General features: G+C 64.9%; 16 protein-coding genes and 1 pseudogene. 11 read left to right on the top strand and 6 right to left on the bottom strand.

The window, feature by feature from the left end; genetic code table 11:
- Positions 1–221: 221 nt before the first annotated feature.
- Genes imuA through FOB72_RS21460 form a run of 3 tightly spaced genes read left to right on the top strand, consistent with a single transcriptional unit; the run spans position 222 to position 5,996 of the window.
- Complete coding sequence (gene imuA, locus FOB72_RS21470) at positions 222–1,127, top strand: translesion DNA synthesis-associated protein ImuA (RefSeq protein WP_150374730.1); 906 nt, start codon at positions 222–224, stop codon at positions 1,125–1,127.
- Positions 1,054–2,679: a Y-family DNA polymerase gene (locus tag FOB72_RS21465; RefSeq protein ID WP_150374729.1), complete on the top strand. Its 1,626-nt coding sequence runs from the start codon at positions 1,054–1,056 to the stop codon at positions 2,677–2,679. Before imuA ends, FOB72_RS21465 begins: the two co-directional genes overlap by 74 nt.
- Entirely contained in the window at positions 2,679–5,996 is a 3,318-nt protein-coding gene (locus tag FOB72_RS21460) for an error-prone DNA polymerase (protein ID WP_150374728.1), read from the top strand. The genes FOB72_RS21465 and FOB72_RS21460 overlap by 1 nt, the downstream gene beginning before the upstream one ends.
- A gap of 59 nt (positions 5,997–6,055) precedes the next feature.
- Here FOB72_RS21460 and FOB72_RS32265 read toward each other — a convergent pair whose 3' ends face one another.
- On the bottom strand, positions 6,056–6,193 hold the full coding sequence (locus FOB72_RS32265; protein WP_191002371.1) for a hypothetical protein: 138 nt from the start codon (positions 6,191–6,193) through the stop codon (positions 6,056–6,058).
- 459 nt (positions 6,194–6,652) lie between these two features.
- Here FOB72_RS32265 and rnk point away from each other — a divergent pair, with 459 nt between their 5' ends.
- Positions 6,653–7,072: a nucleoside diphosphate kinase regulator gene (rnk, locus tag FOB72_RS21455; protein ID WP_150374727.1), complete on the top strand. Its 420-nt coding sequence runs from the start codon at positions 6,653–6,655 to the stop codon at positions 7,070–7,072.
- A gap of 16 nt (positions 7,073–7,088) precedes the next feature.
- On the opposite strand, the gene FOB72_RS21450 is transcribed toward rnk, so the two are convergent.
- The 3 genes from FOB72_RS21450 to FOB72_RS21440 all read right to left on the bottom strand — a co-directional run bounded on the left by FOB72_RS21450 (position 7,089) and on the right by FOB72_RS21440 (position 10,768).
- Positions 7,089–8,069 carry a Bug family tripartite tricarboxylate transporter substrate binding protein gene (locus FOB72_RS21450; RefSeq protein ID WP_150374726.1) on the bottom strand — a complete coding sequence of 327 codons (981 nt, stop codon included), beginning with the start codon at positions 8,067–8,069 and terminating at the stop codon, positions 7,089–7,091.
- Between the two features lie 153 nt (positions 8,070–8,222).
- Positions 8,223–9,749, bottom strand: a complete 1,527-nt coding sequence (locus tag FOB72_RS21445) for an amidase (RefSeq protein ID WP_150374725.1) — start codon at positions 9,747–9,749, stop codon at positions 8,223–8,225.
- 59 nt (positions 9,750–9,808) lie between these two features.
- A complete protein-coding gene (locus FOB72_RS21440) occupies positions 9,809–10,768 on the bottom strand; it encodes a Bug family tripartite tricarboxylate transporter substrate binding protein (protein WP_150374724.1) in 960 nt (319 codons plus the stop codon).
- 369 nt (positions 10,769–11,137) lie between these two features.
- Here FOB72_RS21440 and FOB72_RS21435 point away from each other — a divergent pair, with 369 nt between their 5' ends.
- On the top strand, positions 11,138–12,235 hold the full coding sequence (locus tag FOB72_RS21435) for a porin (protein WP_223851737.1): 1,098 nt from the start codon (positions 11,138–11,140) through the stop codon (positions 12,233–12,235).
- Positions 12,236–12,251: 16 nt separating this feature from the next.
- Here the strand turns inward: FOB72_RS21435 and FOB72_RS21430 are convergent, their stop codons facing one another.
- Entirely contained in the window at positions 12,252–13,064 is an 813-nt protein-coding gene (locus FOB72_RS21430) for a TetR/AcrR family transcriptional regulator (RefSeq protein WP_150374723.1), read from the bottom strand.
- A gap of 171 nt (positions 13,065–13,235) precedes the next feature.
- Here FOB72_RS21430 and FOB72_RS21425 point away from each other — a divergent pair, with 171 nt between their 5' ends.
- The 3 genes from FOB72_RS21425 to FOB72_RS21415 are packed head-to-tail and all read left to right on the top strand — an operon-like array spanning position 13,236 to position 15,974.
- Positions 13,236–14,567, top strand: coding sequence for an aspartate aminotransferase family protein (locus FOB72_RS21425; protein WP_150374722.1), 1,332 nt, complete (start codon positions 13,236–13,238; stop codon positions 14,565–14,567).
- Positions 14,564–15,028, top strand: a complete 465-nt coding sequence (locus FOB72_RS21420) for an acyl-CoA thioesterase (RefSeq protein ID WP_150374721.1) — start codon at positions 14,564–14,566, stop codon at positions 15,026–15,028. The genes FOB72_RS21425 and FOB72_RS21420 overlap by 4 nt, the downstream gene beginning before the upstream one ends.
- Before the next feature lie 10 nt (positions 15,029–15,038).
- Entirely contained in the window at positions 15,039–15,974 is a 936-nt protein-coding gene (locus tag FOB72_RS21415) for a 3-keto-5-aminohexanoate cleavage protein (protein ID WP_150374720.1), read from the top strand.
- Here the strand turns inward: FOB72_RS21415 and gcvA are convergent, their stop codons facing one another.
- Positions 15,975–16,880 (bottom strand): transcriptional regulator GcvA, encoded by a 906-nt coding sequence (gene gcvA, locus FOB72_RS21410; protein WP_150374719.1) that lies wholly within the window; start codon positions 16,878–16,880, stop codon positions 15,975–15,977. It lies immediately after the preceding gene.
- A gap of 150 nt (positions 16,881–17,030) precedes the next feature.
- On the opposite strand from gcvA, the gene FOB72_RS21405 reads away from it, so the two are divergent.
- From FOB72_RS21405 to FOB72_RS32655, 3 genes and pseudogenes are all read left to right on the top strand, one after another.
- Positions 17,031–18,233, top strand: coding sequence for a CaiB/BaiF CoA transferase family protein (locus FOB72_RS21405; protein ID WP_150374718.1), 1,203 nt, complete (start codon positions 17,031–17,033; stop codon positions 18,231–18,233).
- Positions 18,230–19,354: pseudogene (locus FOB72_RS32660) on the top strand (acyl-CoA dehydrogenase family protein); the annotation flags it as partial. The gene FOB72_RS21405 and the pseudogene FOB72_RS32660, both read left to right, overlap by 4 nt.
- 81 nt (positions 19,355–19,435) lie before the next feature.
- Positions 19,436–20,440, top strand: a complete 1,005-nt coding sequence (locus FOB72_RS32655) for an MDR family oxidoreductase (protein ID WP_223851850.1) — start codon at positions 19,436–19,438, stop codon at positions 20,438–20,440.
- Position 20,441 lies beyond the last annotated feature (1 nt).

Genomic DNA, 20,441 nt, shown 5'->3' with positions numbered 1-20,441 from the left:
TTGTTCCGTACCAGTGACGCGAAGCCAATCCTGTCTGACATTTGTTCACATTCCGTTGCTGGCAGTCCCAAGGCGGGCATGGCACGCGCGCGTGGTTTTTGCCGTGTGAAGGTCTCCGCACTGGTGCATCGAAAGCTTGCGTGGCTCCCGATACTGTATAAATATACAGTTATTGAGAGAAACCACGACGTCGCCTTATAAAAAGAGGTGACTACAGCACAATGCCTGCGCAACCGTACGCAGCCCCGCCCATGGCGGTGGAGCTGCCGTCCCCGCTGTTTGATGCGCCCGAACCTGATGCGCCCAAATCTGATGCGCCCGAACCTGATGCGCCCGACCCGCCCCCGGAGGGCGGCCGCGTGGCCGTTGCCGATCTCGAGCAGCGCTATCCGGGTCTCTGGCGCGCTGGCCAGCTAGGCCATCTGGGCCGTCTGCCGGTATGGCCCACGGGCTATGACGCGCTCACGGCCGAGCTGCCCGGCGGCGGCTGGCCGGCCGCCGCCGTGACCGAACTGCTGCTCGCGCAGGATGGCGCGGGCGAGTTGCGCCTGCTGATGCCGGCGCTGCGCGCGATTGCCGCGACGGGGCGCCGCGTGGGGTTCGTGAATCCGCCGTACCTGCCCAACGCGATGGGACTTGCCGACAGCCTGCCGGCAAGCCAGCTGTTCTGGGTGCGGGCACCGGCCGGCGCCACGCAGGCCGCGCGCCGCGCGGACATGCTGTGGGCGGCCGAGCAGATGCTGCGCAGCCAGGCGTTCGGCGCGGTGATGGTATGGCTGTCGGGCGCGCGGCCGGAAGCGATGCGCCGGCTGCAGGTGCTGGCCCATGCGGGCGATACGGTGGTCTGGGTGCTGCGGCCGCGCAAGGCGCTGCACGAGTCGTCGCCCGCGGTGCTGCGGTTATCGCTGTCGCCGATGCCCGGCAATGTGCTGTCCATCGCGTTCCATAAACGGCGCGGGCCCGTGCGGGACACACCGCTGCTGTTGCCGCTCGCGGGCATGGCGCATGTTCCGGGCCGTCCCGCCGCCCCCGTCACTGAGAAGAGTCTTGTCCATGCTGCCGACACACTGGATCGCGGTGCATCTGCCGCGCCTGTCGCTGGACGCGCTGCGGCCGAACTGGCCTGAGGCGATAACCATCGCAGCAGATGGCACAACCTCCGTCGCGTTCCATGCGCTGCCGGTGGCGGTCTTCGAACACGAACGCGTGGTGCTGGCCAACGGGCCGGCCATGTCGCTCGGCGTCGGCCATGGCATGCGGCGCGGCGGCGTGCAGGCGCTCTCCGCGGAGGTGGTGCAGCTCGAGCGCGACGTGCAGGCCGAAGCCTCGCTGATGACCGCGGTTGCGCTGACGCTGCTGCATTTCACGCCCGCGGTGACCATCGACGAGACCCCCGACGCGGCCACCGTGATGCTCGACGTGACCGCAAGCCTGCGGCTGTTCGGCGGCCATCGCGCGCTGAGCCGCGCGGTGCGCGCGCGCGTGCGGCAACTGGGCACCCTCGCGCAGATCGGCACGGGCACCACCGCGCAGGGCGCCGCTTGGCTCGCGCGGCAGCCGCTGCGTCGCACCGCGCGCGGCAAGATCCTCCGCCCCGCGCGGCGCGCGGTGCAGGCCGCCCGCATGCATCGCCTGCTCGATCGCCTGTCCGTCGAGTGCCTGCACAACCTCGTCGATCCCGAATGGCTCGACGGCATCGGCTGCCGCACGCTCGCGCAGGTCCGTCGGCTGCCGCGCACGGGATTGTCGCGGCGGCTCGGCCCGGCGCTGCTCGCGCGGCTCGATCAGGCATACGGCGATGCGCGCGCGGGCTTTGCATGGTTCGAAGCGCCGCCGACGTTCTCGCAGCGCATGGAACTGCCCGGGCGCATCGACTCGGCCGAAGGCGTGCTGGCCGGCGCGCAGCGCCTGCTGCTGGCGCTGTCGGGCTGGCTCGCGGCACAGCAGGCGGGCGTCACGCGCTGCGTGCTCGTGCTCGAGCACGAACGCTACCGGCTGGGCGTGGAGGTCGATTGCACGTCGGTGCCGCTCGCCCTCGCGCAACCGAGCCGCGACCCCGTGCATCTGTCCCGGCTGCTGCGCGAGAAGCTCGACAAGGTGCGCTTCCACGCGCCCGTCGGCGGGCTCGCGCTCAATGTGGAAACGATGTCCACGTGCCTGCCGCGCAGCGAGGCGCTGTTTCCCGACCCGGCGGGCGAGCCCGCGGAACTCGCGCGCCTGCTCGATACGCTGACGGCGCGCCTCGGCCGCGACAATGTGCTGCAGCCCAGGCCGCTGGCCGACCATCGGCCCGAGCGCGCCAATCGATGGTGTCCCATCGACGAGGTGCCCACACGCGGGACCGGCCGAGCCAGTGGGGGTGGGGGGGGCAGCGGGACCAGCGGGACCAGCGGAAGTGGCGACCGCCCGGAGCGCCCGCTATGGCTGCTCGAAGCCCCGCAGCCGCTGCGCGTGGAACGCCATCGTCCGCTGTACGAGGGCCCGCTGGTCATGCTCACGCGCGCGGAGCGCATCGAGGCCGGCTGGTGGGACGGCGGCCTGGCCACGCGCGACTACTTTATCGCCGAGCGCGCCGACGGCGTGCGCTGCTGGGTGTATCGCGAGCGCCCGGGACATCCCGCGCGCGACGGGGACGAGGGCGGCGAGTACCGCTGGTTCCTGCATGGATTGTTTGCCTGATGTCGATGTTTCCGTTACTGCCGTCGCTGCCCGACTACGTCGAGCTGCACTGCATCTCCAACTTCACGTTCCTGACCGGCGCGTCGCACCCGGCCGAGCTGATCGAGCGCGCGTTCCAGCTCGGCTACAGCGGACTCGCGCTGACCGACGAGTGCTCGGTGGCCGGCACCGCGCGTGCGCACCATGCGCTCAAGACCCTGCGCGAGGAAGCGCGCGAAGCCGCCCGCGCGGCGGAGCAGGCGTTGAAGGCGGGCCCCAGCGACGACGCGGCATGGGAAGAGAATAACTGGCTGCTGGCCCGCGCCGCCGCGGCCGATGCCTTCAACCTCATCATCGGCAGCCGCTTCACGCTCATGGCAGACGTCGCGGCGAACCCCATGCCGCCACCCAGACTGGCCATCCTGGCAAGGAACCGCGAAGGCTTCGGCAACCTCAGCGAGATGATCACGCTGGGCCGCCGCCGCGCGGAGAAGGGCAGCTACCTGCTGTACCCATCGGACTTCAGCGACCCCGCCCCCGAGCAGTCCCATCTGCACGGCATGCCCGACTGCCTCGTGCTGCTGCTGCCCGACTATTGCCCCGACCCCGACGTGCTGCGCGCGCAGGTGGACTGGTGCCAGCGCACATTCGGCGCGCGCGTTTCCATCGCGCTGGAGCTGTTGCAGGGCCACGCGGAAGCGCTGCATCGCACGCGCCTGCAGCAGGTATCCGACGAGACCGGCGTGCCGCTCGCGGCGGCCGGCGCGGTAACGATGCACGTGCGTTCGCGCAAGCCGCTGGCCGATGTGCTGACCGCCATCCGCGTGGGCCAGCCGTTGCAGGCATGCGGCCATGTGCTGGCACCGAATGCGGAGGCGCATCTGCGCATGCGTCAGGTCCTGTCGCGCCTGTATCCGAAAGAGGCGCTGGAACGCACGCTGACCATCGCCGACCAGTGCGATTTCTCGCTCGGCACGCTGCGCTACGAATACCCCGAGGAACTGGTGCCCGATGGCCTCACGCCCATCCAGTACCTGCGGGACGAGGTGAGAATCGGCATGCGCGAACGCTTTCCGTATGGCATGGAGCCCGCATGGGAGCAGCAGCTCGAAGAAGAGCTGCAACTGATCGAGGAAAAGAAGTACGAGCCGTTTTTCCTGACCGTGCACGATATCGTGCGTTTCGCGCGTGGCAAAGGCATCCTGTGCCAGGGCCGCGGTTCGGCGGCCAACTCGCTGGTCTGCTTCTGCCTGCATATCACCGAGGTGAGTCCCGCGCAGGCCAATCTGCTGTTCGGCCGCTTTCTTTCGCGCGAGCGCGACGAGCCGCCCGATATCGACGTGGACTTCGAGCACCAGCGCCGGGAAGAGGTCATCCAGTACATCTACGGCAAGTACGGCCGCCATCGCGCGGCATTGGCCGCCTCGCTGATCTCGTACCGCTCGCGCAGCGCATTGCGCGATGTGGGCCGCGCGCTCGGCATCGACGCAACCGTGGTGGAGCAGGTGGTCAAGAGCCAGGCATGGTGGGACAGCGGACGCGCGTTCATGGAGCGGCTTGCGCGCTTCGGGCTCGATCCCGATGCGCCGGCGGTGCAGCAATGGGCGAGCCTGACCGAACAGCTGCGCGGGTTTCCGCGGCATCTGTCGCAGCACGTCGGCGGTTTCGTGATCGCGCGGCACAAGCTGTCGCGGCTCGTGCCCATCGAGAATGCGGCGATGGCGGATCGCAGCGTGATCCAGTGGGACAAGGACGACCTCGAATCGCTGGGGCTGCTCAAGGTGGATGTGCTCGCGCTCGGCATGCTGACCGCGATCCGCCGCGCGCTGGCGATGGTGCCGAACCCCGACCCCGAGCGCGCGGGGCAGCCGTGCCGCATGGAGGATCTGCCCGAGGAAGATCCGGCCGCGTACGACATGATGTGCAAGGCCGATACGGTCGGCGTGTTCCAGATCGAATCGCGCGCGCAGCAATCGATGCTGCCGCGCCTGCAGCCGCGCCAGTATTACGACCTCGTGGTCGAGGTCGCGATCGTGCGGCCGGGGCCGATTCAGGGCGGCATGGTGCATCCGTATCTGGAGCGGCGCGAGGCGCTGCGCGAGCGGCAGCAGGCGCCGACCTATTTCAACGACGTGATTCGCCGCGTGCTGGGCCGCACACTGGGCGTGCCGATCTTTCAGGAACAGGTGATGCAGCTGGCGATCGACGCGGCGGGTTTCACCGCGGGGCAGGCGGACCAGCTGCGGCGCTCGATGGCGGCATGGCGCCGGCATGGCAATCTGCGCAAGCATCAGGACGCGCTGATGAGCGCGCTCGTCTCGCGCGGGTATCCCGAATCGTTCGCCCAGGCGTTATGCCGGCAGATCGAGGGGTTTGGCGAGTACGGGTTTCCGGAAAGCCATTCGGCAAGCTTCGCCAAGCTCGTGTACGTGAGCGCGTGGATCAAGTGCCATCATCCCGATGCATTCCTCTGCGCGCTGCTCAATAGCCAGCCAATGGGCTTCTATTCGCCGTCTCAGCTCGTGCAGGATGCGCGCCGGCATGGCGTGATCACGCTTCCCGCGGACGTGACGTGCAGCGGTTGGGAAAGCACGCTCGAGGCGCGCCGCCCCGGGCGGCAATATCGCGATGTGCGGCTGGGGCTCGATCGCGTGAAGGGCATGCGCGAGGAGGCCGCGCATCGTATCGAGGCGGCGCGCGCCGAGCAGCCGTTCGCGAGCGTGGAAGACCTCGCGCGCCGCGCCGCGCTCGACGCGCACGATATCGACGTGCTGGCCGCCGCCGATGCGCTCTCGGGTCTGGCCGGCAATCGCCGTCAGGCCCGCTGGCAGGCGCGCGCGGCGGCGCTGCAGAGCGCGCATCGAGACCTGCTCCATGCCGCGCCGCCGGAAGAAGACGCGCTCGAACTGCCGGTGCCGCGGCTGGGCGAAGACGTGGCCGCCGACTACGCGAGCCTGGGCCTGTCGCTCAAGTGCCATCCGCTGACGCTGCTGCGCGAGCGGCTGGCCGCAATGAAGTATGTCTCGGCGGCGCAGCTGAACCGGACGCCGAACGGCCGGATGGTGCGCGCGTGCGGCATCGTGACGGTGCGGCAGCGGCCGTCGACGGCCAGCGGCACGATCTTCATGTCCATCGAGGACGAGACCGGCCCGGTCAACGTGATCGTGTGGCCGTCGCTCGTGGAGACCCAGCGCAAGGAGGTGCTCGGCGCCACGCTGGTCGGCGTCATCGGGACGTGGCAGCGGCAGGGCGAGGTGAAGCACCTCGTGGCGAAGGAACTGGTGGACCTGAGCCCATTGCTGGGCCGGCTGATGGTCGGCAGCCGCGACTTTCACTAAAAGAATGCCGGCGATGACCCGTGCCATCGCCGGCAATTTTTACGCAGCGCTCGTCAGCCTTACCAATACGTGGAGATATACGCCCCGACGATCAATACGATCGCAATCAGAAAAATCGGGTGCGTCCATGTGTACCGGCGCTTGCCCCGAATACGCTCCATCTTCTCGCGTTGATCCTGCACGTCGCTCTGCATCATGTTTCTCCTTGAGTAGCGTCTCTCGGAACGTGCACGATGCGTGCCATTGGGGCGATGTCCTACGGCGGCGTAGGACGCCACGCGTTATGCCTGTGTAAAGCGTGTGTTAGCATGGCACGAACTTGCGTTGGACATTGCTGCTGCCCGCGCGTGTGTCGCGATTTCTGTTTCGCCTTCCGGCGATTTCTGTTTCGCCTTCCGTTTCGACCTCGTTATCTTCATCGCCCATGTGCGCTTGCCAACCGCTCCCGACGCCTGCCGCTCGCCCCGCGCGAACGCCGTCGGCCCGCGCGCGCGCCGAGGCTCTCCCTCTCCTGCGGACCAAGGCTCCGCTTGATCGGGCCCGGTACCAGGACTGACACCCGCGAGGGTTGGGCCGGACCGGGCAATCAAGCGACCCATCCAATTCCCGTTACGCGTTTTTTTTGCGCCGATTTGCGTTTATTCGCAGGAGATGCCATGTCCACGACCCAACAGCACACACCGACCCTTTTCCTGACCGAGCTCGACGTCGTCCGTCTGGAGCGCCTTGCCGCCCGGAGCGCGGCGCCTCATCTGCTCGAGATGCTCGACGACGTGCTCGCGCGCGCCGCGATCGTCGCGCCGAGCGAGATTCCGCACGATATCGTCACCATGAACACGCGCTTCGTCTGCCTGCTGGAGGGGGACGCGACGCCGCGCGAGTGGACGCTCGTCTATCCGGATGCGGCCGACTACGAGGCCGGTCGCGTCTCGGTGCTGTCGCCGGCGGGCGGCGCGCTGCTTGGCGTGCATGCGGGCTCGACCGTGCAGTTTCCGCTGCCCGACGGCCGCGCGCAGCGGATCGTCGTGACGGAGATCCTGTATCAGCCCGAAGCGAACGGCGAATACACGGTCTGAGTACCGTCTGACGTCATCAATCGAGATGAATGCCGAGCTCGCGAATCAGCCGCGTCCAGCGCGCGGTTTCCGCACGCAATAACTCGCCGAACTGCTCGGGCGTATTGCCCACCGGTTCCACCCCGAAATCGACGAGCCGCCTGTTGATCTCGGGATCGCGAATCGCGGCCACCACCTGCCGGTTGAGCGTGGCGACGACATCGGGCGGCGTGGCGGCAGGCACCACCATGCCGTTCAACGCCGCGGCCTCGACGTTGCGGTAGCCGAGTTCGGCAAAGGTCGGCACATCGGGCAATTGCGGCAGCCGCGTGGCGTTGGCCACGGCCAGTGGGCGAACCTTGCCGCCCTTGATAAACCCCGCGCCAGCGGCATAGTCCACCATCATCGCGGGCACCTGTCCCGCGGCCACATCGGCCAGCGCCGGCGCGGCGCCGCGATAGGGGGCGTGCGTGAGCGTGAGGCCGGCTTCGACCTTCAGCAGTTCCATCGCCAGATGATGGGGGCTGCCGGCGCCGGCGGATGCATAGTTGAGCCCAGCGGGTTTCGCCTTGGCTTCAGCGATAAACGCCTGCGCGGTCGTCGCGCGCGTGGCGGGCCCGACCACCAGGATCATCGGAAGCCGGCCGATCAGCGTCACGGGCGCAAGGTCCTTCGTCGGGCTATACGACAGCGTCTTGTACAGCGCGGGATTGAACACCATCGTGCCGTTGTCGGCCGAAAGCACGGTATAACCATCGGGTGCCGCCCGCGCGGTCTCCGCGGCCCCGATCGCGGTGTTGGCCCCGGGCTTGTTGTCCACGACCACGGGCTGCCCCAGCCGCGCGGACAAGCCTTGCCCCACGGCACGCGCCAGAAAATCGGAACCGCCGCCGGCGGGATAGGGCACGATCCACCGCACGGGCCGCGAGGCGTAGGTGTCTGCGTATGCCGACGGCAGCAGCGCAAGGGAGATCAGGCACAGCGTAAATCGATGGATGGCACCGCGATGGCTCGTCATAAAGGGCGTCTCCTGAAATAGGCGAGACCGATTCCGCAAATGCATGCACGAACGGATCGATCCTCTGTGCGGGATGCTAATGGATTCGCCGGTATTGCACATCCCCGGGATCAACCGTATGGTTAGTGCTCCCGCTCTATCTCGCGCCCGGGCTCACACGACGGATATGGTGGCGCTCCCGTCGGTGCTCTCCAGCAGAGGCGGGTGCGTGACGATGGACCGCAGCGGAGGGATACTCGCCGTCAAGTTCGCCAGATCGGGATGCGGGCGACGCAGCTGCGGGTCTCGACTAAAGGCGGATTCGAGCGCGGATGCGATCTCCAGCAGCCGCAAGTCGCGCCGGAACGGCGCCACGACCTGAAGCCCGAACGGAAGATTTCGCTGATCCCGCCCACACGGCAGCGAGAGGGACGGATTCGTGGCGAGCGTCACGACGTACGTCAGATCGAGCCATCGATAGTAGTTCGGCAGTGTCTTGCCATTGATCGATTCGGCGTACAGATGGGTCCACGCAAAAGGCGATACCGGCGTCGTCGGGGTGAGGATGACGTCGTAGCGCGAATACAGCTTCTGGAACGCGCGAAAGATGCGCGTCTGCTTGGAATGCGCCCACGCCGCGTCGGCCATCGTGAACGCCGCGCCAAGCTCGTAGTTGGCCCGCGCATTCGGGCCGATCGAATCGGGATCTCTTTCGTAGGCATCGTGCATTGCCGCGACGAAAGCCTGGGAGCGCACGATGTCGAAGCAGCGGTGGACGTCGCCGAGCGGATGCGTGGCGAAGTCGATCGGCTCGCATGACGCGAAAAGCCCCGAGATCCTGGAGATCTTGTCCCGGAATGTCGCCTGGACCGCGGTGTCGACTTCGCATACGCCGAAGTCCTCGGTAAAGCCGACGCGAAGCGTGCTCAGGTCCACAGGCTGCAGGTCGAGGAACGCCTGCGCATCCGCGTCATAGCTCAACGGCTCCGCGTCGGACAAGCCGACCGTTGCCGCAAGTTGAAGCGCGGTCTCGGCAACGGTCCGGCCCATGGGTCCCACGACCGAGAGGGGCGACCAGCCGAGCTGGCGCCGGTCGCTGGGGACGAGTCCGGGAGACGGCCGCATCCCCACGACCCCGCACTTGGCCGCGGGGATTCGAAGCGACCCGCCCGTGTCCGATCCCGTGCAGATCGGCAGCATGTCGCAGGCCAGCGCCGCCGCGGAGCCGCCAGACGATCCGCCGGCATTCAGGTTTGGATCGAATGGATTCCCGGTGGCGCCCCACACTGGATTGCGTGTGTTGGCTCCCGCGCCGAACTCGGGGACATTCGTCTTTCCGACAAGCACCGCGCCGGCAGCGCGCAATCGCCCCACCAGGACATTGTCCCGTGCCGGAATATTGCCGCGGTACAAGGAAGACCCGTAGGTAGTCAGAAGTCCCGCCGTTTCTTCGAGGTCCTTCACGCCCATCGGCAGCCCATGGAGAATTCCCACGGACTTGCCTTCGAGGATCGCGCGCTCGGCGGCACGCGCTTCGTCCAACGCCCGATCGAAGCAGGTTGCCGTGACCGCGTTGATAAAGGGATTGAAAGTCTCGATCTGGCGAATGCAGGACTGCAAGACCTCGACCGGCGAGACGTCCCTCGCGACGATCATTGCTCTTAAATCGGGTGCTGTGAGTTGTGCAAGCTCGGCAGTCATAACGTATCTCTTGTGCGGTCCGTGCCGCGTCCTGATGAGTAGAAGGGTTCCTCGAAGCGTTACTGCCTGAGCTTCATTTTCTCGACCACAGGGGCGTTCTGCGCCATCTCGGCGCTCGCGCGGCGTTGGAACGCGGCGCCGTCCTGCCAGGTCACGGAAAACCCCATCGCGCCGAGCTTTTTCTCCACCTCGGCGTCATGAACCATGGCCTTGAGCTCGGACCCGAGACGCGCCGCGACATCGGCGGGCAATCCCTTCGGTGCGACGATGCCGACCCAGTTGTCGAACACGAAGTCGGGCAGGCCCTGTTCGATGAACGTGGGCACTTGAGGAAGGAGTGGCGAGCGGCTTCGGGACGCCACTGCGATGGGAACCAAGGCGCCCGACTGAATGAACGGCGCGGCTGCCACCACGCTATCGATGGCCAGGGTGGTCTGTTTCCCCATGAGTGACGTCAAGGAGGGTGCGCTGCCCTGGAATGGAACGTGCAAGAGCGACGTGCCGGTCCTCGCCGCGAAGCTCTCGGCGATGACATGCGGCATCGATCCGTTGCCAAAAGAGCCGTAGGGCACATTGCCAGGCGCCTTGCGCGCCGCCGCAATGACGTCGCCCACGTTCTTCAGCGGGGAGCCGGCATAAGTCACCATGACCATCGGCATCGCGGCCACGATCCCGAGATAGTCGAAGCTCTCCGCGCTATATCGTGGATTCGGATAGATCAACGGGTTGATCGTAAAAGTCGGCGCGCCCGTGACGAGCAGGGTGTAGCCGTCTGCTTTTGCTTTCCCCACATACGCCGCGCCGATGGTCGTATTTGCGCCAGGCCGGTTATCGACGATGAACGACTGATGCATGCGCTCGCCCAGCTTGGCTGCGATCAGTCGGGCAATCGTGTCGCCCGTCCCACCTGCGGGGACGGGGGCTACGACGGTGACAGGTCGTGTGGGATAGGTCTCGGCAAAGGAGGGGTTGAAGACCGTAATGCCGGCAACGGCGATGGCCGCGAGAAGGTAACGCATGAAACACTCCAATCACTCTCATCAAAGGGCGCGACCGCGCTGTCCGGGCGGCCGGTTCGGTTGATATTGGACTGTTGTTTGGCGTTTTTCAAGTGCTTGTCCATTGAACAATGAACTTTTACTCACCAGGCACTGACGCTGTGCACTCCGGGTCGTCAATGCACTGAAGCAAGGCGCCACGCCTCATGTTGATGCCGCAAAAAATGCCGTGCATGGACCCGGCTTCCCTATTGGTAATTTCTTTGTGTTGTACGGTGAACAAGGAAATACAAACCATCAAATTACTTTTCACAGAACATCGTGCAGGGCTGGCATAGCCATTGCATTGCATCTCTGGGAAGGTCTGATTTGCTTACAGGGGAGAGAAACTTGAAGACAAGCAGCATGGTTTGGACGGCCGGGGCGGCCTGTTTTATTCTGGCAGGCGGAGCGCAGGCTCAAGCAAGGTCGGGCGTAACGCTTTATGGCTCGATTGACGCAGGGGTGACCTACCTCAGCAATGTGGGCGGGCACAGCCTGGTCAAGATGGACGACAGTGTGAGCCAGGGCAATCGCTTCGGCTTCCGTGGGACCGAGAAGCTTACGAGCGATGTATCTGCGCTTTTCAACCTCGAGGGCGGCTTTATGTCCGACACGGGCGCAAGCCGTCAAGGCGGTTTGCTGTTCGGCCGTCAGGCCTATGTTGGTTTGTCTTCCGAGCGGTTCGGCACCGTCACGATGGGGCGTCGCTTCGATCAGATGGTGAGTCTGATTCGCTATCACCCGGGCTACTACACCGGCATCTACTCGTTTTCGCCTGGCGACCTGGACCGGATCTCGGGGGCCTGGCTGAACAACACCGTGGTGTATAGCAGCCCAAGCATCGGCGGTCTTACCGTAAACGCGCAGTACAGCTTTGCCGAGGATGGCACGAGCAATACCAATGGCGGTCGGGCCTACAGTCTTAGCGCGGCTTACGCGTCGGGCCCGTTCAATGCGGTATTGGCCACCACGAACATCAAGCAGTACGCCGGAAAGTCCGCCGCTGCCTTGGGCTTGCCGAGCCTTTTCGGCACCGCGGCCAATGCCTCGCAGGCGACAACGATTCTCGACGACTACCGCGCCATGGGTGCCGGTGCCGCTTACACATTCGATAAGCTGACGATCAGCGGGCTCTACACGAACACTCGCCTCGAACCCAGAGTCGGGTCTTCCGAGACGCTGCACAACGCATCGCTCACTGCCGCGTACTACGTGACACCGAGCCTCGTCCTGACTTCCGGCTACACGTATTCGAAGCTGGATAGCTATCGCTGGAATACGTTCGACGGCGCCGTGGACTATCTCTTCTCCAAACGCACCGACGTCTATTTCATGGCCAATTTCCAGGACGCAAAGTCGGGAATTCGCGCGCTTCTTGCCACGAATGCGTCATCGAGCAACGATCGACAACTGGCGTTGCGCATCGGGATTCGGCACAAGTTCTGATTGCGCGCGACCGGCGTCACATCTGCGCGAGGCGTTTCTCCATCCCGGCGATCACGACTTCAACGTATGTGGCAAAGCTCGAGTCCATCGGCGCCTCGACGCCATTCTGCCAACGAACGATGAAGGCGCGATTCGCCATGGCAGGAAGGTATCGCGCAAGCATCGGGTACTCGAGTGCGCGAATTTCGTGGGCCTTCTGCTGCAATTGCGCGGCCCAGGCATCTGGGTCATCGGTAGGCACCGCGGCGAACTCGAGCGTAGGGAATCCGACCATCGCGGCAATGACCACGTTGTAAAGCTCCACAATGCCCTCCTCCTTGCAGCCTGCAGATACCAGAACAGTGAGGATTCGGTCGATCATGCCCGGACTCAGGCACGAGTTCGCGACCAGCTGTCCACCGACAAGCTGGGCCGCGTTCGGGTGTTCCTTCATCACCGCGCGGCATCGAACAAACAGTTCGCGAAACCAGTCCTGCCACGTCAACTTGCCGATCTCTGGCGCGACATCGGCCATGGTGGCTTCAACGACGGCTGCGAGCAGGTCGTCACGGGTTGCAACGTGCCAGTAGACGGCGGCCGGATAAACGCCCAGCGAGCGGGCGACATCCCGAAGGCTGAAGCGCATGACGCCATTGCGGTCAATCTGTTCGATGGCGGCGGCAATGATCCGCTCCCGGGTCAGACCGGTATCCGCGGCCTTCCGGGTCGTTTTCCTGGCGCTTGCTGGCGCGCGTGAAGCCGCCTTCTTCTTTGGCCCCGCCGCATTTTCGGTCTTCTCTTCGGTTTTCTTGACGCGGGCACGTGGTGTCCGTTGAGTCGAATTTGGCATGGATGTATCCGTTACGTTGCTTGTCCGCACAACTGTCCATTGTACAGCGCACAGGTTTTTGGCTATGCAGGCAAAATTATGCAGATGACAACCATCAATTGATCAGTGGACAATGCAAATGTTGATCGCTATCATAGCCGGCATACCGGACCCACGGAGTGCAGCTTCTTCATGAACAATTTCGCAATCCATATCGACGTCGCCGCCATCGACAAGGCGGTGGCTGCTGCAGCGGCAAACTACGCGGAACGAAACCCGAACAGCCAGGCGCAGTATGTCCAGGCGACCGAGGTGATGCCAGGCGGCAACACACGTTCGGTGCTGTTCTACACCCCATTCCCCCTGGCGATCGTTCGCGGAGAGGGCTGCCGGCTTTGGGATGCGGACGGCCACGAGTATCTGGACTTCATCGCGGAATTCACGGCCGGGATCTATGGCCATTCGAACCCCGTCATCCGGGCGGCCATCGATGGCGCGCTGGACAAAGGCATCAATCTCAGCGGCCATAACCTTCTGGAATCCCGGCTCGCGAGGATGATTTGCGAGCGGTTCCCCTCTGTCGACGCCATACGCTTCACGAACTCGGGAACCGAGGCCAACCTGATGGCCATTGCTACCGCGAAGGTTCATACCAGGCGGGCGAAGATCATCGTCTTCAAGGGTGGTTATCACGGCGGTGTCCTCACGTTCGCTGCCGGTGGCAGTCCCGTGAATGTTCCGCACGAGTATCTGATCGCGAATTACAACGACCTCGAGAGTGTTCGAACGATCTTCGAGACATACCCGGAGGACGTCGCCGCGGTCGTCGTGGAGGCCATGCAGGGCGCGTCGGGTTGCATCCTCGGCAAGCCGGCGTTTCTGGCAGGTCTGCGTGAGATGACGACGGCGTATGGTGCGCTGCTGGTTTTCGACGAGGTGATGACGTCCCGCCTGGCACCCGGTGGACTGCAGCAAACGTTGGGAATCCATGCAGATCTGACGACCCTCGGCAAGTACATTGGAGGTGGGATGTCGTTCGGCGCGTTTGGCGGACGCCGGGACCTGATGGACCAGTTCGACCCACGCAATCGCGCTGCAACGCCCCATGCCGGCACGTTCAATAACAACGTTCTCACGATGGCCGCCGGTGCCGCGGGACTGGCCGAACTGTACACACCCGCCGCCGCGCGCGAACTGAACGCGATGGGGGATCAGCTGCGTCGTGAACTGAATGCCATGTGCACCGCGCGTCGTGTGCCGATGCAATTTATCGGGACGGGGTCGCTGATGAACCTTCAAGCCGGCACTCAGGAAATTCGTTCGGTCTCCGACCTGGACCCGAATGGAAACATTCTTAAAGACTTGTTCTTTTTCCACATGATCGAGCAAGGCATCTATATCGCGCGCAGAGGTTTCATTGTGCTGAGCCTGCCAATTACACCGAGGGAGACAGGTCGGATGCTGAGGGCTGTCGAAGGCTTTATCGATCGGTACGAGTCCGTGTTGAAGCCTGTCGCTCCATGACGCAGCCGAATGTCGTGGGTGCATTCGAGTGCAGAAAACTGGTGAGGTTTCAGCACTGCGATCCTGCGGGCATCGTGTTCTATCCGCAGTATTTCGTGCTCTTTCATGAGCTGATCGAAGACTGGTTCAACGAAGGCCTGCAAGTCAACTACGCGAATCTGATCTCGGTGCGACGGACGGGTGTACCGACCGTCCACCTCGAGGTCGATTTCAAATCGCCAAGCAAGATCGGCGATAGCCTGCGAATGCAGTTGGCTGTTACTCGCGTGGGGGACAGCTCCGTATCGCTCGCCTTGAGGGCCGTGTGTCACCACGAGGTCCGGGTCGAGATATCGCAGACGATCGTATTTCTCTCATTCGACAGACGCGTGGCGATATCGATTCCGGAAGATTTGCGCGAGCGCATGCTTCAGTATGCCGTGCGCGACGATGCGCCGATGGCTGCATCGAGAAGGGAGTGAGCAGGTTTTCATGGCGAAGAACAAGGTGATAGTCCTCGTCGCACCAACGGGCGGCATGGCATTCAAGTCACAGAATCCTTACCTGCCGACGCAGCCAGAGGAGATCGCACGCGACGTGTACGACTGCTACAACGCTGGCGCAAGTGTTGTGGCCATACATGCCCGGCGTCCGGACGACGAAGCCACGTGCAACGCCGATATCTACGCGGATATCAACGCACGCATCCGCGCGGCATGCGACATCGTCATCAATAACTCGACTGGCGGCGGTGTCCACGGCGACATGATCCGGCCGATCGAGGGCGGGATGTGGGACACCGTTTGGGAAGAGCGTATCAAGGGAATGGAAGCGGGGGCCGAAATGTGTACCCTCGACGCTTTCACGTTCGTGGCTTCGTTCGGTGGCAAGGAAGTCCTGCTCAACACGTCGCCATCGCGCGGCCGGTTTCTTGCGGAAGCAATGAAGACGCGCGGAATCAAGCCCGAATGGGAGGTCTTTAGCCCCACCCATATCGTCCAGGACGCGACGACCTTGATTCAGATGGGGCTGGACGAACCGCCATACGTGTTCAACCTGGTCATGAACGCGCACCGCGGCTTTCAGAACGCGATGCCCTATAGCCCGAAGGGCTTGCAGTACATGGTCGACCTGTTGCCAGAAGAGAGCATCTTCTGCGTGAGCGGGATCGGCCCGGCGCAATTGCCGGCAGGAATCAACTCGCTGCTGCTTGGCGGCCAGATGATCCGGGTCGGTCTGGAAGACAATTTGTACTACCGCCAGGGGCAACTTGCCCGCAATGTCGAACTGGTCGAACGCACCGTGCGCATTCTGCGCGAAATGGATTACGACATTGCGTCGCCCGCGGAGGCCCGTGAAATGCTCGGACTCCCCAGGACCGATACTTCCGCGCGTCCACGCTTCTCGCCTCCTCTCCGTCACGCCTGATCAGCCCAATACTATTTGGGAGACGCTCGCATCAAATAGGGACCCCTGCTCGATCATCCAATCGCAGAAAGTCTTCACGATGGGATCATGCTGCCGTTCGGCGCGCGTGATCAGAAAATAGCCCGGTGTAGTGAGTTCCAGCGCCCCGAACGGTGCGACGAGACGTCCGGCCGCAAGGTCCGTAGCAACGAGGGGCGAGTAGCCCATCGCCACGCCGAGGCCGTCGATTGCGGCCTGCAGGCAGAAGTACAGATGCTCCAGTTCGAGGGATTGCGCGGGGACCACGCGCGTGTGCTGTACCGCCGCCAGCCAGTCGTCCCATGCCGTGCGGCGCGCCGGGCAGTGCAGGATCGTATGGTGGGCCAGGTCTGCGATGGTCGATAACGGCGCGCGCTCGAGCAGCGCCGGCGAGCATACGGGAAACGCGGTTTCCGAAACGACCTTCACCTTGTGTAGTCCCATGACCTCCTGCGGCTCGCGGCGAATGACGACATCGACGTTCGCGGGTATCTGGCTCATAGGCTCGAGGCCCGTGGATATCTCCACCTCGACGTGCGGATGCAGCGCGCGGAACGCGGCGAGCCGTGGAAAGATCCATCGCATGGTGATGGTGGGCAATGCGTTGACTCGCAGCACTTCATGCGCGCGAATGCGCCGCGATGCGGACGCGATCGCGGCCAGCGCGGGACTGATGGAGTCGAGATAGAGCCGTCCCTGATCGGTCAGTTGCACCGATCGCCCCAGCCGGTGGAAGAGCAATACACCCAGCGATTGTTCCAGCGCCTTGATCTGGTGGCTCACCGCGGCATGCGTGACGGAAAGCTCGTCCGCCGCGCGCGAAAAGCTGCGCAGCCTGCCGGCAGCCTCGAAGGCCCGGATCGAATTGAGTGGGGGTAGTCTTTGCATAGTGTTAGGAAAGCTAACATTAGCGGCCAGTTTATATCGTTTGATGCCGGTCGGTCGAGAGAGTCAAATGCTCCTGCTCCGCACGCGGCGCGCACAGGGCGCGGCACCGCAGTGTGAGGAATATTCATCCCATGAGGGAGAGGAGACGACATGCTGGCAGGCAGGCGAGTGCTGGATCTGAGCTGGGTACTGGGCGGACCGTTCGCGGGACAGTTGCTCGCGCAGCTCGGTGCGGACGTGATCAAGGTGGAGACACTCGACGGGGACACGGCACGGCGCGTGCCGCCCCTCACCGAGGCCGGGGACTCGCCGTTCTTCCTGTCGGTCAATCGCGGGAAGCGCGGCATCGCGCTCGACCTGAAGACGCCCGGCGGCAAGGAAGCCTTTCACGATCTGCTGCGCGAAGCCGATGCCGTGATCTACGGTTTCGCGCCGTCCGTACCCAAGCGGCTGGGGCTGGATTTCGAGACGCTGGCCGCCATCAATCCGCGCATCGTCGTGGCGCAGATGATCGGGCTACATGATCAGGGCGAGTATGCGAACGCCCCGGCCTTCGACCTCATGCTGCAGGCAATGTCCGGGCTGATGAGCATCACGGGTGAAGCAGGCAGGCAGCCCGTGCGCGTGGGCTATCAGGTGGCCGATCTGGCCGGAGGCCTGTATCTCGCGCTCGGCACGGTGGCGGCGCTGTGCCGTGCCCAGGCGACGGGGAAGGGCGAATGCGTGCAGGTTTCCCTGTTCGACGCGCAGGTGGCCATGATGACCTGGCAGGCGCAGGGCTGGCTATGCGGCGGCGCGATGCCGCAGGCGGGTGGCGCACGGCACGCCATGATCGCGCCGAGCGATATCTTCCAGACCGCCGATGGAAGGTGGATCGCGCTCGCGCCGACGGGCGAACATTTCTGGCGCAAGCTTTGCGAGTCGATAGGACGCCCCGAGCTCGCGGACGATCCGCGCTTCCTCGACGGTGCCGCGCGCATCGCGAACGTGCCGGCGCTCACGCGAGAACTCGCGGACACCATCGTCACGCGGCCCGCGTCCGAATGGGAATCGATCTTTACGGAAGCCCGTGTGCCGGCGGCCGTCGTCCTGAACGTCAGCGAGGCCCTTGCGCATCCGGTGGTCCACGAGCGGCGCATGGTCGAACAGGTCGCACATCCCGCGGACGGCACCGCGGTGCCCATGCTCGGCAACCCCTTCAAGTTCGCGGACGCGCCATCGCTGGCATATCCACCCGCGCACGGTGCCGATACCGCGCGCGTCCTGCGCGAGGTGGCCGGCTATTCCGCGGCCCGCATCGACGCGCTCCTGCAAAGCGGCGCCATCGCCGACGCTTGCGAGGCTACGGCATGAACGCGGGCGATCTCGACGTAGTGGAGCGCCGCATTGCGGCGCTGCTCGACACGACGCGGCAGTTCGCGACAGATACGGTGGCTCGACTGGCCGGCAGCGGGTTGGATACCTGGGCAGGCGCGGCCATTCGCGAAGCGTGCGCGCGCGGCATGGCGGGCATCGAGGTTCCCGCCGAACTCGGCGGACTTGGGTTGCCGTTTCGCGCGCGCACACTGGTCGCGCAGACGCTCGCGGAAACGGAATTCGCGTTTGCCTTCGCATTTATCAACCACCATAACGCCGCCCTCCGCATCGCGGAGAGCGGAACGCCCGCGGCACGCGGGAAGTACGTTCCCGCAATGCTGAGAGGCGAGTTGATCGGATGCACGGCGATGACGGAGCGCGGCGCGGGCAGCGACTTCACGTCCATCGCCATGCGGGCGAGCCGGGTGGAGAACGGCTGGCGCCTGACCGGCGACAAGCAGTGGATCGCCAGCGCGACCGGCGCCGAAATTTCGCTCGTGTTCGCGCAGACCGATGCATCGCAGGGCGCCAACGGCATTGCCTGCTTTATCGTGGATCTCCGCACGCAAGGCTGCGTTCGTCAGGGCGATATGCCCATCGACGGACTCGAACTCGCGGGGATCGGCGGCTTCGCGCTCGACGATTGCTTCGTTCCGGAGGAGGACGTGCTCTATGCGCCTGGGGCCGGCTTTCGGCAGGCGATGGCGGGCGTCAACAAGGCGCGCGTGCATATCGCGGCGATGGCGTGCGGCGTCATGCGAAGCGCGCTCGAGACGGCCACGGCATGGACCGCGTCGCGTACGGTCTACGGCCAACCCGTGATCAACCAGCAGGGCGTGCGTTGGTCGCTCGTCGACGCTGCGGCCAAGCTGGATATTCTGGACATGCTGACGCAACGGGCTGCACAGGCGATCGATTCGGGCAGTCCCGAGGCAATGCAGGCGGCGGCAAGCGCCAAGCTCTACGCCGGCAACGAGACCGAAAGCGTGGTCTCCGCCTGTATCCAGGCCATGGGCGCACGCGGGATGGCGCGCGACACCGGCATGAGCCGGCGCCTCATGGCGGCGCGCGCGCTATGCCTTGCCGATGGCTCCAACGAAGTCATGCGCGATCGCCTTGGCGCATCGCTCGCTCAACGATTCCGGCGTCGCGCTGGCGATGCCGGGCAACCCCACACCGAAGCGACCACCACCTCCACCATGCAAACACCTCCGACCACGTTCCGTGCGTTGTTCATCGACAAGGCCGAAGGCGGCGGCACCCGCTGCGATCTGCGCTCCCTCGGCAGGGCGGCGCTGCCGGAAGGGGATGTGCTCGTGCGCGTCAGTCATTCCACGCTCAACTACAAGGATGCGTTGGCCATCACCGGCCGTTCGCCTGTCGTGCGGAAGTTTCCGATGGTACCGGGCATCGATTTCGCGGGTGTCGTGGAGCGCAGCGCGGACGCGCGTTTCGCCGTGGGCGACACCGTGGTGTTGAACGGGTGGGGCACCGGGGAAACGCACTGGGGTGGCCTTGCCGAGTACGCCGTGACACGCGGCGACTGGCTGGTCCCGCTGCCGGCGGGGATGTCGGCGCGGCACAGTATGTCCATCGGCACCGCGGGCTACACGGCCATGCTGTGCGTGATGGCGCTGCAGGCGCGCGGCGTGATGCCCGAGTCCGGGCCCGTGTTGGTGACGGGGGCGAACGGCGGTGTCGGCACCATCGCCATCTCGATTCTGTCGAGGCTTGGCTACGCCGTAACGGCCTCGACGGGCCGGCCCGACCAGGCCGACTACCTGATCGGGCTCGGCGCCAGCGGCGTCATCGATCGCGGCGTGCTGGCCGAGGCGGGCAAGCCGCTTCAGAAGGAGGCATGGGCCGCGGCCGTCGACTGTGTCGGCGGTCATACGCTCGCCAACGTGCTCGCGACCACGCGCTACGGCGGTGTGGTCGCCGCCTGCGGGCTGGCGCAGAGCATGGACCTGCCCGCGACCGTCGCGCCATTCATCCTGCGCGCCGTCTCGCTGATCGGCATCGACAGCGTGTATGCACCGCGAGCACGCCGTCTGGAAGCCTGGAGTCGCCTGGCCGCGGATCTCGATCCGGCCGTGCTGGCGGACAACACGCGCGTCATCGGATTGAGCGATGCGATCGGCGCCGCGCACGAGCTGCTGGAAGGAAAAGTGAGGGGGCGACTGGTCGTCGATATCGGCCGCTGAC

Origin of the sequence: Cupriavidus pauculus, assembly GCF_008693385.1 — a bacterium.
In the GTDB taxonomy this organism is placed as follows: Bacteria; Pseudomonadota; Gammaproteobacteria; order Burkholderiales; family Burkholderiaceae; genus Cupriavidus; species Cupriavidus pauculus_D.
This window is presented reverse-complemented; position numbering and strand designations above follow the sequence as displayed.